Annotated in this window: 12 protein-coding genes; 6 read left to right on the plus strand and 6 right to left on the minus strand. The window is 59.3% G+C overall.

The features are described from left to right. Window positions 1-571: 571 nt before the first annotated feature. Together HMPREF3130_RS09355 and HMPREF3130_RS09360 are read left to right on the plus strand one after the other, a co-directional pair. Window positions 572-1,894, plus strand: coding sequence for an O-acetylhomoserine/O-acetylserine sulfhydrylase (locus HMPREF3130_RS09355; RefSeq protein WP_048731554.1), 1,323 nt, complete (start codon window positions 572-574; stop codon window positions 1,892-1,894). A gap of 45 nt (window positions 1,895-1,939) precedes the next feature. Continuing rightward, window positions 1,940-3,076, plus strand: coding sequence for a homoserine O-acetyltransferase MetX (locus HMPREF3130_RS09360; RefSeq protein WP_048731552.1), 1,137 nt, complete (start codon window positions 1,940-1,942; stop codon window positions 3,074-3,076). Window positions 3,077-3,082: 6 nt separating this feature from the next. Here HMPREF3130_RS09360 and HMPREF3130_RS09365 read toward each other — a convergent pair whose 3' ends face one another. The 5 genes from HMPREF3130_RS09365 to HMPREF3130_RS09385 form a co-directional block, all read right to left on the minus strand. Further along, window positions 3,083-3,451 (minus strand): DUF3017 domain-containing protein, encoded by a 369-nt coding sequence (locus tag HMPREF3130_RS09365; RefSeq protein WP_005510063.1) that lies wholly within the window; start codon window positions 3,449-3,451, stop codon window positions 3,083-3,085. Window positions 3,452-3,471: 20 nt separating this feature from the next. Next, window positions 3,472-4,329 (minus strand): bifunctional methylenetetrahydrofolate dehydrogenase/methenyltetrahydrofolate cyclohydrolase, encoded by an 858-nt coding sequence (locus HMPREF3130_RS09370; protein WP_070429823.1) that lies wholly within the window; start codon window positions 4,327-4,329, stop codon window positions 3,472-3,474. 67 nt (window positions 4,330-4,396) lie between these two features. Further along, window positions 4,397-4,936 carry a tRNA (cytidine(34)-2'-O)-methyltransferase gene (locus HMPREF3130_RS09375; protein ID WP_016422134.1) on the minus strand — a complete coding sequence of 180 codons (540 nt, stop codon included), beginning with the start codon at window positions 4,934-4,936 and terminating at the stop codon, window positions 4,397-4,399. A gap of 31 nt (window positions 4,937-4,967) precedes the next feature. After that, window positions 4,968-6,932, minus strand: a complete 1,965-nt coding sequence (locus HMPREF3130_RS09380) for an alpha/beta hydrolase family protein (protein ID WP_016422133.1) — start codon at window positions 6,930-6,932, stop codon at window positions 4,968-4,970. Between the two features lie 18 nt (window positions 6,933-6,950). Continuing rightward, window positions 6,951-10,190 carry an error-prone DNA polymerase gene (locus tag HMPREF3130_RS09385; protein ID WP_070429888.1) on the minus strand — a complete coding sequence of 1,080 codons (3,240 nt, stop codon included), beginning with the start codon at window positions 10,188-10,190 and terminating at the stop codon, window positions 6,951-6,953. Between the two features lie 247 nt (window positions 10,191-10,437). Between HMPREF3130_RS09385 and HMPREF3130_RS09390 the strand changes: the two genes are divergently transcribed. The 3 genes from HMPREF3130_RS09390 to HMPREF3130_RS09400 all read left to right on the plus strand — a co-directional run bounded on the left by HMPREF3130_RS09390 (window position 10,438) and on the right by HMPREF3130_RS09400 (window position 13,116). Continuing rightward, the gene (locus tag HMPREF3130_RS09390; protein WP_016422131.1) at window positions 10,438-11,304 is read left to right on the plus strand and encodes a MetQ/NlpA family ABC transporter substrate-binding protein; all 867 of its coding nucleotides are present in this window, start codon (window positions 10,438-10,440) and stop codon (window positions 11,302-11,304) included. A 64-nt stretch (window positions 11,305-11,368) separates the two neighbouring features. Further along, the gene (locus HMPREF3130_RS09395) at window positions 11,369-12,418 is read left to right on the plus strand and encodes a methionine ABC transporter ATP-binding protein (RefSeq protein ID WP_049190340.1); all 1,050 of its coding nucleotides are present in this window, start codon (window positions 11,369-11,371) and stop codon (window positions 12,416-12,418) included. A 65-nt stretch (window positions 12,419-12,483) separates the two neighbouring features. Continuing rightward, on the plus strand, window positions 12,484-13,116 hold the full coding sequence (locus HMPREF3130_RS09400; RefSeq protein ID WP_224433327.1) for a methionine ABC transporter permease: 633 nt from the start codon (window positions 12,484-12,486) through the stop codon (window positions 13,114-13,116). Window positions 13,117-13,140: 24 nt separating this feature from the next. Here HMPREF3130_RS09400 and HMPREF3130_RS09405 read toward each other — a convergent pair whose 3' ends face one another. Continuing rightward, window positions 13,141-14,052 (minus strand): sucrase ferredoxin, encoded by a 912-nt coding sequence (locus HMPREF3130_RS09405; RefSeq protein WP_070429824.1) that lies wholly within the window; start codon window positions 14,050-14,052, stop codon window positions 13,141-13,143. Window positions 14,053-14,216: 164 nt separating this feature from the next. Between HMPREF3130_RS09405 and HMPREF3130_RS09410 the strand changes: the two genes are divergently transcribed. Continuing rightward, window positions 14,217-14,897 carry an AMIN-like domain-containing (lipo)protein gene (locus tag HMPREF3130_RS09410; RefSeq protein WP_049169936.1) on the plus strand — a complete coding sequence of 227 codons (681 nt, stop codon included), beginning with the start codon at window positions 14,217-14,219 and terminating at the stop codon, window positions 14,895-14,897. Window positions 14,898-14,910 lie beyond the last annotated feature (13 nt).

Raw genomic sequence — 14,910 nt, forward strand, 5'->3', positions numbered from 1 at the left:
TTCGGGCGATAGCCCCTCGCTCATGTTGCATTTGATGCACATGGCGCGAGGGGCTTTTTCTATGCCCTGACTTCCGTAACGGTCTTGACAGTACCCAGTGCTTTTCGGCGCTTTACGGTACCCTTCGCCCATACTCAGTCCCCTGTTTGGCTCACCTCGACACTCGGCACCGCAGCGCCCGATGCCCCGGCACCGCAGTGCCTCACCCCATGAGTTACTGACTACCTTTATGACACTTTTGTCCAAAAAATTGCCTTCAAACTGTCATAAAGGTAGGCACTAACTCCTTCGGCAAACCGCCACCCGTCGAACACCACTCGCCACGCACCACCCACCACCCACCACGCGCCACCCACGCCCCCATATACAGCAGCCTCCACCCCCCACAACCGACCACGCCCCAGAACTAATCAAACCAATCCGTACTAAGCGGGCTATAGCACTCTCGACACAGATACACACACCCTCTTACCTTGGGTTTTTCCAAAACTTTGCAATAGACAGCTTGGTTCACTATTGTTTGTAAGCAACGTTTTGAACGACCTCAAAAAACCGCAAGGAAGTATCTGAAATGACCACCAAGTACGACAACAGCAACGCCGCCAACTGGGGCCTGTCCACTCGCGCTATTCACGCCGGCTTCGCTCCGGACGCACAGACCTCCGCGCGCAACCTGCCGATTTACAACACCTCCTCCTACGTCTTCGATTCCGCTGAGCACGCTGCCAACCGCTTCAACCTCTCGGATGCAGGCCCGATTTACTCCCGCCTGACCAACCCGACTGTGGATGCCGTCGAGCAGCGCATCGCCAGCCTCGAAGGCGGCGTCGCTGCCGTACTGTTCTCCTCCGGCCAGGCAGCTGAGACCGCTGCTGTCCTCACCCTGGCTCGTGCAGGCGACCACTTCGTCGTTTCGCCACGCCTCTACGGCGGTACTGAGACCCTGTTCAAGGTCACCCTGCCGCGCCTTGGCATCGACTGCACTTTCGTCGAGAACCCGGATGACCCGGAGTCCTGGCAGGCAGCAGTTCAGGACAACACCGTCGGTTTCTACGGTGAGTCCATCGCCAACCCTCAGATCGACGTCCTCGATATCCCGGCCATCGCCGAGGTTGCACACCGCAACAACGTTCCGCTGATTGTCGACAACACGGTTCCGACCCCGGCCCTGCTGCGCCCGCTCGAGCACGGTGCTGACGTCGTGGTTTCCTCCACCACCAAGTTCCTGACTGGTAACGGCTCCTCCCTTGGCGGTGTCATCGTCGACGGCGGCAAGTTCGACTGGACTCAGACCCGCAACGGCCGTTCCATCTTCCCGAACTTCACCGAGGCCGACGAGGCTTACCACGGCCTGAAGTTCGCCGACCTGGGCGCCCCGGCCTTCGCACTGCGTGCTCGCGCTGGCATTCTCCGCGACACCGGCGCTGCCCCGGCTCCGTTCAACGCTTGGGTTCTGGCTCAGGGCCTCGACACCCTGGCTCTGCGCATCGAGCGCCACAATGAGAACGCCAAGGCTGTCGCTGAGTTCCTCGAGAACCACCCGCTGGTCGCCAAGGTCAACTACGCTGGACTGCCGAGCTCCCCGTGGTACGAGACCCTGAACAAGCTGGGCCTTTCCGGCGCCAGCGGCGTGCTCTCCTTCGACCTGAAGGATGCCGACACCGCCAAGGCTTGGAAGTTCATTGACGCTCTGAAGCTGCACTCCAACGTCGCCAACATCGGTGATGTCCGCTCGCTGGTTGTCCACCCGGCCACCACCACTCACTCCCAGTCCGATGAGGAGGGTCTGACTCGCGCCGGTATTTCCCAGGCCACCGTTCGCCTCTCTGTCGGTATCGAGAACATCGATGACATCATCGCCGATCTCGAGGGCGGCTTCGCAGCACTCGCGTAGACCGTTTGTACACGGACACAGAACGGACTAAGTAGTCTATAAGGCATGAGCTTTTCCCCATCTACCCCGGCCGCCCTCCCACCCGAGGGCGAGCCGGGGCGTGTCTTTATCGGCGATGTCACAACCGAGGCTGGCGCGGTCATCCCCGACGTCACTGTCGAGTTCGAACGCTGGGGTCGGCTTAACGACGACTGCTCGAATGTCATCCTCCTCGAGCACGCTCTAACCGGCGACGCCCACGCTTCCGGCCCCTCGGATGAGTACCACCCGACTGCGGGTTGGTGGAACGGGATGATTGGCTCTGCCCGCGCACTGGATACCGACGAGTACTGCATTATCTGCACCAACGTCATCGGTGGCTGTCGCGGTACAACCGGCCCTTCCAGTCCACATCCGGACGACGGCAAGCCCTGGGGCTCTCGCTTCCCCGCAATCTCCGTGCGCGACACGGTGACGGTGGAGCACCTGGCGCTGCAAGAACTGGGAATTTCCCGCCTCCAAGCTGTCATTGGTGGCTCCCTGGGTGGGGCTCGCGCACTTGAATGGTCACTGATGCACCCGGATTTCGTCGGCAAGGCATTGGTGATGTGTGTCGGCGCACGTGCGTCTGCTTGGCAGATTGGTATTCAGTCTGCGCAGATTCAATTCATTGAGTCCGATCCCGATTGGCATGGCGGCGACTACTACGACCGCGGTGTGACTCCGGCCCGAGGTCTGGGTTTTGCACGCAGGGTCGCGCATTTGACGTACCGTGGCGAGCTGGAGATGGATGACCGCTTTGGCGCGGCAGCGCAGCCCGGTGAGGATCCGTTGGGCGCGATGCGCACGGAAGATCGATTCCAGGTAGAAAGCTACTTGGATCATCAGGCGAAGAAGCTGGCTCAGCGTTTCGATGCCGGCTCGTATGTCGTGCTCACCGATACCTTGAATCGGCACAATATTGGCCGTGATCGCGGTGGCCTCAACGAGGCGCTGCACTCGTCAACCGTGCCGACCATGGTTGCCGGTGTGGACACGGACATTCTCTACCCCTTCCACCAGCAGGAGCACCTCGCCCGCAATCTGGGCAACTGCTTGGGGCTGGAAAAGATTGAATCCGCCGTGGGTCACGACGGATTCTTGACGGAGTTCGAGCGAGTGGATTCGATTGTGCGTAGTTTCCTCGCTCGCGATGTCAGTTAATGTCAGCTAGCTTCCCAGCGCATCCACGCTGACTGCGAGGAATACGATTCCCATCCCGATTATGGAGCAAAACCATAGGTCAAAGGCCCGGGATCGTACGGAGAACACACCTAAAATGCTGTCAGGCAGGTACTGCCTAGCCACGCCGAGCAGCATCATTGTGCTTCCCAGCATGAATGTGGCGCGTCGCCACCGCTCCAGCCCCAGGAACACAACGAAGGCGGACATGCCGAAAAAGAGCGCGCCGTAAATCGTATACTGCACCCACATTGGCCACGATGCCCCCGGCGGCGGGGTCTTTGGGCTGTGCGGGTTCAGCATTGGATCCGGCAGATCTTCCCGCCGGGCACGCTGCGCAATTTCCCTTTTCGACACGAGTTGTTCCTCCTGGCTGACTAGGCCAGGCCAGCGAGCTTTTCAGCGCGCTCGACGACATTGCGTACGAGGAAAGCGCGAGTCAGTGGGCCGACACCACCTGGGTTCGGGGATACGTAACCGGCAATGTCCCAGACGTCATCAGCAACGTCACCGGCCAGCTTGCCGTCGACACGCGAAACTCCCACGTCGAGCACAGCGGCGCCAGGCTTGACCATGTCTGCAGTAAGCATATGAGCGACACCAGCAGCGGCGATGATGACATCAGCCTGACGGGTTTCAGCGACCAAGTCCTTGGTGCCGGTGTGACATAGTGTCACGGTAGAGTTCTCGCTGCGGCGAGTGAGCATCAGGCCGATTGGACGACCAACGGTGACACCGCGGCCGATAACAACAACCTTGGCACCGTTGAGCTCGACGCCGAAGCGTCGCAGCAGGTGGATACAGCCGTTTGGGGTACACGGCAGTGGTGCTGGCTCGTTGAGGACCAGCTTGCCCAGGTTTACCGGGTGGAGGCCATCGGCGTCCTTCTCCGGGTCGATGAGCCCCAGAATACGGTTTTCATCCAAGTGCTTCGGCAGTGGCAACTGAACAATGTAGCCTGTGCACTCCGGGCTTTCGTTCAGCTCGTTAATTACTGCCTCGAGTTCTTCCTGCGTGGTATCAGCAGGAAGGTCACGGCGGATAGAGGCGATACCAATCTGCTCACAGTCACGATGCTTCATCTTGACGTAAGAGTGGCTGCCTGGATCATCACCAACCAACACGGTGGCCAGCCCCGGGGTGTAGCCGGCTTCCTTTAAACGCTCAACGCGCTTTTCCAGGTCTTCAAAGATTTCGTCTCGGTAGAGTTTGCCATCAAGCTTTGTCGCTGCCATGGCATTTATCTTAGGCACAGGAGCGAATAATGCCCAGAAACGCCTCGTAGCCGCTCTCGCCTTGCCCCTATTTACCGCCCATAAAGCCCTGCTGACGCCAGACTTCATAAGCAGCCACTGCTGCGGCGTTGGAAAGATTCATGCTGCGACGAGCTGGCAGCATCGGAATTCGGATTAATTGTGTAATTCGCGGATCATCGAGCACTGACTGTTCCAACCCGGTTGGCTCTGGACCAAAGAGCAGTACATCGGTGTTCGTGTACTCAATATCTGTGTGCCACGTGTCAGCGTGTGCGGTAAAGGCAAAGATGCGGCACCCTTGGCTGGCAAAGGCCTCCAACGCTTGATCGATGGAATCGTGAATACGCACATCGGCCAGGTCATGGTAATCCAGCCCGGCGCGACGCAGATTCTTGTCATCGAAGTTGAACCCCAATGGCTTGGCCAGATGCAGCATAGCTCCAGAGCCCGCACACATGCGGATAGCGTTTCCGGTGTTCGGCGGGATGACAGGCCGGTCAAAAAGCACGTGGCAGGTGTGGCTCGTAATCCAGTCTGTGGAGTTCGTTGGCTCGGAGTTCGTTGGCTCGGTCGTGGCGCTATTCATTTCTTCCGTCAGTTCTTTTCCGCTGTTTCTTTTACTGCTCGTTGTTGGTTTCTGCTGCCGCTGTCGTGGCAGGCGCCGCATCGCACACACCGTGCTCGGTGAAAAACGCGATGATGGTCTCACCGATGAGCGCTCGGCTCCTCGGCTTCGAGAACTTATGGCCCTCTCCCTCGACCACTAGAAAATCGGTGGCCACGCCGTATGCGTCCATGGCGTTGCGCATCTGACCGGACTCTCGCGGAGGCACGTTGGTATCCCACTCGCCGTGGATAAAGAGCGTTGGAACCTTCATTTCCTCCGCACGGTGCAGCGGCGAGATATCGCGCAGAAGCTCAGCATCCTGGTACGGGTAGCCGTATCGAGGGAACGCGGCCTGCGCCAACCAAGGCTCGGTGGATTGGTAGTAGGTTTCAAAACTTGTCATTCCGCAGGCATCGACGATGGCCGCAAACTGATCCGGGTACCATGCCGAGGCCAACAGCGACATGAAGCCACCGTAGGATCGCCCGCCCAGAGCAATGCGTTCTGGGTCCGCCAACCCGGCATCAACGAGGAAGGAACGCGCCGCTGCGATATCCGCAATAGCGGCAAAGCGCCCATAGCGGTCGCCCGCGTGCTCAAATGACCTACCGGACCCCGAGGAACCGCGCACATTAGGAGTGAACACCACGAAGCCCGCCTCCACAATGCTGGCTAGAACATCGTGGTGGATGGGTTTCGCCTGCAGTTCTGGTCCGCCGTGGATGTGGATGAAAGCCGGCGGTAGCGCGTTTCCGGAGACGTCATTAGAACTATTGCGCACCGACTCCGGAAGGTAGAGCCAGCCAGACAGTTCCAACCCATCGCGGGAGACAAAGTAGACCAGCTCTGGAGCCGGCATGGTCTCCAGATTCTTCTCTTCCAGAGCCAAAATCCGTTCGGTGCGTTCCATATCCAATGGCTCAATGACACCACCGATATTGCGCAGAATCTCCACCGTTGGCGCAAGGCCTGGCCCTTCTACTGTCAGGGAGATCAGCTCACCGTCACCGGAGATTGACAGCTCGCGCGCAACCATGCCCGGCAATTCCACATTGCGGCGCACCATCACCCGCATGTCGTCAGTCTGCGGGTGAAGGCCAAGGGTAAGCACCTCAAGCGTGCTGACCCCACCGCTGTTCCACAGCACAGCCGCAGTGGAGGAATCCTCACTGATGACAAATTCTTCGACGTCTTGATCCGGATTGCCAATGAACTCCTCGACATCAACTTCGATGCCGATCTTCATATCCAAAATCTCCGCTGCGGTCGATTCCGCTGTGCGCGGCTCAGTAGTGCTGATACCGCTATCGGGAGTAATACCCAGGCGCAGGATGCGACGCTGTTCCGCGCCATGATCTGAGAGCACGAACGCGGTCAGCTTCTCCTGCCCCGGATGCGCCAATAAGACACCGGCATCTGTGGTGGAGCCGGGATCGGACGGCAGCAGCGGCTGCCACTGCTGCCCCGGTCCGACCAGCAGTAGCTCACGGTGACCTCGTGGCCCCACCCGCACGAGGCCAAACCCACCTTCAGCCGCTACCAGCTGGCTGTCAGTGCGTTTATCAATGACCTCATACTTTGAGTCCGTCGGGTTGACCAAACGCGCATAGTTAATGCCCTGGGCATCGACCGCGTTCATCGCTAGGAGATCATTATCCCATTCCACCAGTGTGGCGCGCATATCCGCATCCATACGCAGGGGGCGGGCACCGTCGACCTCCGGATTGGTGGATACCAGCCAGGTCTGCAGTCGCTCCGTACCGTACGGAGAGACCTCGCAGGCGATCCACTTTCCATCCGGGGAGTGCAGCACCCTGGTAACCGGGCCTTCCACCGGCAGTTTCACGGGGCGCTCCACACCTAGCCCCTCCGGAGTAATCTCCTGCTGTACCGCACGCGGGTAGCCGCTATCGCGGACAATAAAGGCGATTGCACTCCCATCCGGTGCTAACGAGGATTCATAGGTCTGGCGCATGACAATCCATTCTAGTAGTCAGCGAAAATCTCTACTTCGACCTGCCACCACTGGCTGACCCAGAGCCTCGGACATATCCACCAGACGATCGGCCACGATTGTCACCGCACCAGAGGCTGTCTGCGCGATACCGCGCACCACCATCGCCCGCGAATTCACCGCTACCGGCCGAAATCGATTCCACAGCCCCGGCGTACATAGCACATTCACCAGCCCAGTTTCGTCCTCCATTCCCAAAAATGTCACTCCGCCAGCGGTCCCCGGACGTTGCCTATGCGTCACGACTCCCGCCACTTCTACTCGTGTTCCGTCGGGCACTGCTTTCAGTTCCGCCGCAGGCACCACTCCACGTTCCTGCAGGTCTGCCCGCAACGCGGCCACCGGGTACTGCCCCGGGGTCACTCCCGTTGCAGTCAAATCGGCAGCTGCCAGCTCAAACTCCGTCATGCCGGGCAACGCAGGTGCGTCGGCAAGCGTGAGCCCCGGCAGCATGCCCTCACTTTCCGTCGCCGCCACGCCCGCCGCCCACAGTGCTTGACGACGGTCAATCCCCAGCGACCCAAGTGCCCCTGCACGCGCCAGTGCTTCCATGTGCCCAACACCCAGCCGAGCTCTGCGGGCGACATCTGCTGCGTTGACAAATGGCCGCGCTGCAACGATACGTTCCGCCACGTCATTGCCCACACTGGCAATGGCGCCGAGCCCCAAACGAATACGCCCATCGATGACGCGGGCTTCCACGCCTGAAACCGCGATATCCGGACCATCGCAGCCGATACCGTGCCGGCGGGCATCGGCAATCAACGACTGCGGAGAGTAAAACCCCATGGGCTGAGCACGGAGCAATGCGACACAGAACTCCGCCGGATAGTGGTACTTAAACCAAGCCGAGAAATACACCAAGGAGGCAAACGACTGCGCGTGTGATTCCGGGAAACCGTAGGCGGCAAAGGCCACTATCTTGTTCCACAGTTGTTCCCCAATATCCGCATCAATGCCACTGGTGCGCTCCAGCCCAGCCAGAAAACGGGCATGAAGCGCTTCCATTTTGGCCACTGAGCGCTTCGACCCCATAGCGCGACGCAGCGAGTCCGCTTCCGCCCCACTGAAACCCGCCGCATCGACGGCCATTTGCATCAGCTGCTCTTGAAATAGCGGGATGCCCAGTGTCTTCCCGAGGGACTTCTCCAGCACTGGATGCTCATAGGTCACTGGTTCGAGTCCATTTCGGCGGCGAATGTAGGGGTGCACGCTACCGCCTTGAATGGGGCCTGGGCGAATGAGTGCCACCTCCACCACCAGATCAAAGAACTCCCTCGGCTTCAGTCGGGGCAAGGTGGCCAGCTGCGCGCGCGATTCCACCTGAAACACGCCCACCGCGTCCGCGCGTGCCAACATCTCATAGACCCCCGGCTCGGCGACATCTATTTCCCACAGGTTCACTCGGCGCCCATGCTGTTCATAGACCAAGTCAATGCAATGGTGGATGGCCTCCAGCATTCCGAGGCCAAGCAGGTCGAACTTCACCAGTCCCGCTGCCGCACAGTCATCCTTATCCCACTGCACTACCGAGCGACCTTCCATGCGTGCCCATTCCACTGGCACGACATCCGCAATCGGCCGATCACAAATCACCATTCCGCCAGAGTGAATACCTAGATGCCGAGGCTGCCCACGAAGCTGCTCCGCCAGTTGCTGCACCGGCTCCGGCGGGCACGCCTCCCGGTCTCTGACCCACGCATCGATAACGCCCGGCGAGTACCCCAACACCCGCGCCGCATCGCGCAATGCACCGCGCCGCCGGTAGGTAATGACATTGGCCACCTGCGCGGCATTGTCACGACCATACTTTTCATAGACGTATTGGATGACCTCTTCCCTACGACCAGACTCAATGTCTACATCGATATCCGGTGGCCCATCCCGTTCTGGCGACAAAAACCTCTCGAACAACAGCCCGGCACTAATGGGGTCAACATTGGTGATCCCCAGCGCAAAACACACCACCGAGTTAGCGGCCGAACCGCGCCCCTGCGCCAGAATTCCCGCCCGGCGACAGAACTCACAGAGGTCATGCACGATGAGGAAGTAGCCTGGAAAACCCAGCTCTCGAATCACAGTCAGCTCATTCTCTAACTGCGCCCACGCCCGCGCTTGCACGGAGCTATCCCCAGCTCCATCGGCCGGACCATACCGCCGCCGCGCCCCCGCACGAGCAATTTCCCGTAGCCACGAATCCTCATCGTGACCAGCAGGAACCTCCCAGCGAGGCAACTCAGGCGCAATGAGATCAAGCGTAAAAGCACACTCACCTGCAATGTCCTGTGTTGCCTGCAGCACCTGCGCCCCCAGATACCGTGTTGCCGCCGATAGCTCCTCCCACGAACGCAACCAAGCTCCGCCTGCGGGCTCCAGCCGTGACTCGAACCCGCCTAAGTCCTCCCGCACAGCAAGGGCCTGCTTCGCCCCGGCCAACCGGCTTGCCGCAGGCGAGGCCGCCGTCGCAGCAGAGGAAACCACCTCCCGCAGGCCATACTTCACAGCTGCGGCCGAAATAGCCTCCTCATCATCGGCCGCCTCTGCTGTGGAGCTCAGGCGGTGCTCGAGCGCCACGTTCTCCGCACCGAAGGCCGCAATGAGCTCTTCCAAGTCGCCGACCCAGCTGACGTCGGCAAGCACCTGCCAGAAACCACCTGCGGCCTCCCCTAACTCTGGCAGCGAGGGATAGCGGACGACGGACTTCTCCCCTGCCGACATATGCGCATCACACAGCGTGTGGCTCAGGCGCCGATAGCCCTCGGGCCCCCGCCCCAGCACTGTGAGGGGCCGCTGCGGAAGCCCCAGCTCCGCGCCGATGATTGTGGCGATACCAGCCTCCGCTGCAGCCTCGGCAAAACGAGCGATTCCATAGAAACCATCGCGATCTGCGAGCCCCAACACGTTTAACCCCAAACGCGCAGCCTCGGACACCAATTCTTCCGGATCCGATGCGCCATGCAGGAATGAATAGCTCGAACGACAGTGCAATTCCGCCTTAATATCCGCAGGCGAAAATGACACGCCCCCTCCGCCACTAACACCGCTTTCCGGAGCTTCAAAAGCCCCAACGATGGAATCTGACAGCTGCCCCCGCCAGCCATTGAAGCTGCCATTAGGCTGTAGTTTTCCTGAAAATTTACCCGATAGAATACGCTCAATCCGCGACCAGCTCAGTGGCCGACCGGACTGCTCCGACTGTCCGTCCGAGATGTTTTCCATGCCATGAACATTAACCCACCCTACGGACTGCATTCAAACGTATTTTCGATTAGTATGTGCATTAAGCGCCACCCCCGGGACGCATCCGTAAGTCACACCTCAGCCACGTTCGACTGTTTAGGCTGAAGTTGAATTTTCAGCACTACCTGGGCAAGTGCTAGCCTTAACCCCAGAATTAAAGACAGCTTGGTCTAGTTCTGCCTTAAAACTTCAGCTAACAAATCCCATTAAATAAGGAGACCCCTCGATGAACCTCAAGCGTTTTTCCGCCGGTGTACTTACTGTCGCGTTCGCCGCAACCGGCCTTACCGCCTGTGGCAGCTCGGATGACGCCATTCGTATCGGCACCACGGATGCCGGCAAGAAGGCCTGGACCGTTTTCGAGCAGAAGGCTTCTGAACAGGGCATCGATCTGGATGTTCAGCCCTTCTCCGACTACCAGACCCCGAACCGTGCACTCGATGAGGGCCAGCTCGACGTCAATCTCTTCCAGCACATCAAGTTCTTGGCTGAGTACAACGTCGGCGCTAAGTCGGACCTGACTCCGATTGGCTCGAGCGAAATTGTCCCGCTGGCTCTGTTCTGGAAGGACCACAAGTCGGTTGATGAGCTGGAGAAGGGCACCGAGGTCGTCATCCCGAACGACCCGTCCAACCAGGGCCGCGCTATTAACGTGCTGGTTCAGGCTGGCCTGCTGAAGCTGAAGCAGGATGACCTGCTGACCCCGTCCCCTGCTGACATCGATAAGGAAGCTTCCAAGGTCACGGTTCTGCCGGTGGATGCCGCTCAGACTCCGGCCGCCTACGGTGAGGGCAAGCCTGCCATTATCAATAACTCCTTCCTGGACCGCGCTGGCATCGACCCGAACACCGCCATCTTCCAGGATGACCCGAACTCCACGGAGGCAGAGCCGTACATCAACGTCTTTGTCACCAAGGCTGAAAATGCTGACAACCCGAAGTACGCGGAGCTCTCCAAGATCTGGCACTCCAAGGAGGTCCAGGACGCAGTCGCTGAGGACTCCAAGGGCACCTCGGTTCCGGTTGACCGTTCGGCTAAGGAGCTGCAGGACATTCTGGATCGCGTCGAAGAGCAGCAGCGCGAGCAGAACTAACGCCACTGCCACCTAAGCACCGCCCAACACCAGGGAACACAGACCAAGGGGCACTGATTCACTCGTGACCAACAAGGGAACGAAGCTCGAATTCCGCGAGCTGAACAAGCAATTCGGCGACGTCACCGCGCTCGCCGACATCAACCTAACCGTTGAACCCGGCGAAATCCTCGGCGTCATCGGTTATTCCGGCGCTGGTAAATCAACGCTCATCCGTATGATTAACGGCCTGGAAAAGCCAACCTCCGGGCAGGTTTTGCTAGATGACACCGACATCGTCGGCATCTCCGAGCGCCAGCTACGGGGTCTGCGCCGCAATATCGGCATGATTTTCCAGCACTTCAACCTCTTCCATTCGCGCAACGCGATTCGCAACGTTGAATATCCGCTGGAACTGGCCGGTATGCCGAAGGCCAAGCGCCGCGCTCGCGCCCAGGAACTGCTGGAGTTCGTCGGTCTCGGCGACAAGGCGGAGTCCTTCCCCGAGCAGCTCTCGGGTGGGCAGAAGCAGCGTGTCGGCATCGCCCGTGCGCTCGCCACCGAACCGACGCTCTTGCTTGCCGACGAAGCCACCTCGGCACTCGACCCGGAAACTACTTCCGGCGTCCTGGATCTGCTGCGTCGCATCAATCGCGAAATGGGTGTCACTATCGTGCTGATTACTCATGACATGTCGGTTGTACGCGGTATCGCTGACCGCATGGCCATCATGGAAAATGGTCACATCGTCGAAACCGGTACGGTCCACGAGGTCTTTGCCAACCCCAAGACTGAGGTTGGCCGCCGCTTCGCCACCACCGCACTGCGCGATGTTCCAATTGGCCGTGAACGCGATTCGGTGAATCAGTCTGCCGAGAGCGCAGCGGCTCGCCTGGTCACCATCACTATCAATGACGGTGTTGACCTCGGTGCCCTAGCACAGGCCACTAGTGCCCACGGTGTCGCCGCCTCGGTGGCACACGGCGCAGTCGCCAATGTGCAGGCGAAGTCCTATGGTCGCCTTACTTTGCGGTTGACTCCGCTGACAGGTAATTCCGCCTCGGATTCCTCTGATTTCGATGCCGCCATTGCTGCTATTTCCGAACTGACACAGGTAGAGGAGCTTGCATCATGATCGGTCTCTTAAACTCTCTGCCATCGGTGAGTGGCAAGGACACCAACTGGGATAGCCTCGGCCCAATGCTGGGCGAGGCATTCGGCCAGACGCTCTACATGGTCTGTGTCGCCATGCTGATTGGTGGTGTTGCAGGTCTGGCAATCGGCGTGCTGCTCTACACCACCCGCGACGGTGGCGTGTTGCGCAACAAGTTTGTCTACCAGGTCCTCAATGTCCTGATTAACTTTGTCCGCCCAATCCCGTTCATCATCCTGGTTACGGCCATCGGCCCACTGACAAAGAACGTGGTCGGCACCACGATCGGCACCGAAGCCGCAGTGTTCGTCATGTCGATTGCCGCCACCTTCGCCATCGCGCGCCTGGTGGAGCAAAACTTGATGTCCATCGACCCCGGCGTGATTGAGGCCGCCCGTGCGATGGGCGCAAGTCCGTGGCGCATCATCCGGACGGTCGTCGTGCCGGAGGCACTGGGCCCGCTGGTACTGGGCTACACCTTCGCCTTCATCGCCGTGGTCGACATGTCAGCTATGGCCGGCTACATCGGCGGTGGCGGACTGGGCAACTTCGCAATCACCTACGGTTACCAGGCATTCGACTGGAACGTCACCCTGGTGACAACCCTGGTCATCATCTTCATCGTCCAGTTGGCGCAGATCTTCGGCAACTGGCTCTCCAAGAAGATTATGCGCAGGTAGCCGCGCACATTAGCTAGCCACTAGCTAGCGGCGGGTTACCTCGACCGCAGCCCAGCCCTTCTTTGGCCCTGGAGCATCACCGCAGGAAGACACAACGCCTTCCGTGGTGATTTTCTCCAGGGCCACTTCATATTCCACGACCTTGTCGCGGTCGCTGGGGCCGTCGTAAAGCGCGACGACTGCAGTCGTGCCGTCGACGTCAACGCGTGCGACATCGTCTACGCCCCACGCATCTGCTTGACGACGCACAGCCAACTCGGCCGCCTGCCCCTGCGGGGTGTAGATACCACGGCCGCGGCAGCCCTCTGCATGCACGATGCCCTGCTGAGCGTCTTCGATGACCCCCTTGGCATCCATCGCACTCAGACGTCCAAAGCTGTAATTCCATGGCAACAGCACGCTGGCCGGCGCAAAGCGGTGCCCCTTAGAGTGCGAGGTTTCCCACACAACCTCTGGGTAGAGATTGTGCATCGCAGCAGCGAGCGGGCGACCTTTAATCGCACAGCAACGATCGCGCTTACCGTGCGTACAGATGAGAAACAGTGGATGGTCCAGACGAGTGGCCCCCTCGGTGGGCTGGCCAGGGCGGATATCCAGAGTCATCAGGTCTTCAACATCGGCAACCATGCGATGTTCGAGAAAAACCTCAGAGCCATCCACTGATTCACAATGCGCGATATAGACGTTAACGCCATCACACGGCTGCTGGCCGATTCGGCCTGGCTTTCGAATCAGCTGCAACGCGCCGCCGCGTTCAGACAGCCAGGCCTCTACCTGACCGGTGATCTCTGCTCCCCATACCCCGCCGTCAAAAATATCGTGCGACCAACCGAGTTGGTGCTCCAACGCAATAAAGAGCTTTCCGGTCTTCGCAGTACCGGGAAGCGGCTCAGTCATCTGAGCGGAACAGGTGGTATCAAATTTGGCCTGGCTCATACGCCTAAGCGTAATTGAGTGCCCCCTGCGATTGGGTCTTAGGTCGCAGCGTTCACCCCTGTTTTATTACTATTGTGCAACACTTTGACAACAAATACTTCTGACCTCGACTTTTGTAGTTCAGCTTGTTGAAATTCCGTAACTGCGCACATACCGTCAGACGTATGAATACGAAATCGCTGGATGTTTCGCGCACCCGTACCCGTATCGCGGCATCCCTGTGCCTCGCATTGGGCCTGGCTCTCGGCGCTTGCTCCTCTGACTCATCCCCAGACTCGGCTGCTGCAGTGTCTATGAAGACTGACTCAACCGCTGGCACCTCCGATTTGTCAAGCAGCTCTAGCAGCTCCACTAGCTCATCTGCGGCGGCGCAAACCACCATGGATGACGATGCTGCTCCGGAGGGCGATTTCAATAGTTCCTCCTCAGAAGCTGCCCCTTCCGATGGCGCTTACTTGGGTATTGAAGATGTCCGTGTCGGTTCCCACGACGGTTACGACCGCATTGTCTTTGAACTCACGGGCGAGGGCACTCCGGGATATTTCGTCCGTTACGAGGATGTGCCGACCCAACAGGGCTCCGGCAAACCGATTTCGGTCGACGGCACAGCCAAGCTGGTAATCGACTTGCGGAGCATGGGTTACCCCTTTGATTTCCAGATGGAGGACTTCCCCTCTGACCCGGTCAAGCCGACATCGACGTCCGTTATTAAGGAAGTCGTTGGCGCCGGAACCTTCGAGGGACAGACTCAGTATGTCGTCGGGCTCAAGGGCGATAAGACCCCGTTCAAGGTTTTCTCGTTGAACAACCCGAACCGCCTGGTTATTGACTTCCAATCGAAGTAATCGGGTTGCCCCT

It is taken from the genome of Corynebacterium sp. HMSC14B06 (genome assembly GCF_001807075.1).
GTDB lineage: Bacteria > Actinomycetota > Actinomycetes > Mycobacteriales > Mycobacteriaceae > Corynebacterium > Corynebacterium jeikeium_D.

Bases quoted from the DNA above. Each gene is read 5' to 3' on its own strand.
- HMPREF3130_RS09355 (WP_048731554.1), top strand. From the start codon at position 572: ATGACCACCAAGTACGACAACAGCAACGCCGCCAACTGGGGCCTGTCC.
- HMPREF3130_RS09360 (WP_048731552.1), top strand. From the start codon at position 1,940: ATGAGCTTTTCCCCATCTACCCCGGCCGCCCTCCCACCCGAGGGCGAG.
- HMPREF3130_RS09370 (WP_070429823.1), bottom strand. From the start codon at position 4,329: ATGGCAGCGACAAAGCTTGATGGCAAACTCTACCGAGACGAAATCTTT.
- HMPREF3130_RS09375 (WP_016422134.1), bottom strand. From the start codon at position 4,936: ATGAATAGCGCCACGACCGAGCCAACGAACTCCGAGCCAACGAACTCC.
- HMPREF3130_RS09380 (WP_016422133.1), bottom strand. From the start codon at position 6,932: ATGCGCCAGACCTATGAATCCTCGTTAGCACCGGATGGGAGTGCAATC.
- HMPREF3130_RS09385 (WP_070429888.1), bottom strand. From the start codon at position 10,190: ATGGAAAACATCTCGGACGGACAGTCGGAGCAGTCCGGTCGGCCACTG.
- HMPREF3130_RS09390 (WP_016422131.1), top strand. From the start codon at position 10,438: ATGAACCTCAAGCGTTTTTCCGCCGGTGTACTTACTGTCGCGTTCGCC.
- HMPREF3130_RS09400 (WP_224433327.1), top strand. From the start codon at position 12,484: ATGCTGGGCGAGGCATTCGGCCAGACGCTCTACATGGTCTGTGTCGCC.
- HMPREF3130_RS09405 (WP_070429824.1), bottom strand. From the start codon at position 14,052: ATGAGCCAGGCCAAATTTGATACCACCTGTTCCGCTCAGATGACTGAG.
- HMPREF3130_RS09410 (WP_049169936.1), top strand. From the start codon at position 14,217: ATGAATACGAAATCGCTGGATGTTTCGCGCACCCGTACCCGTATCGCG.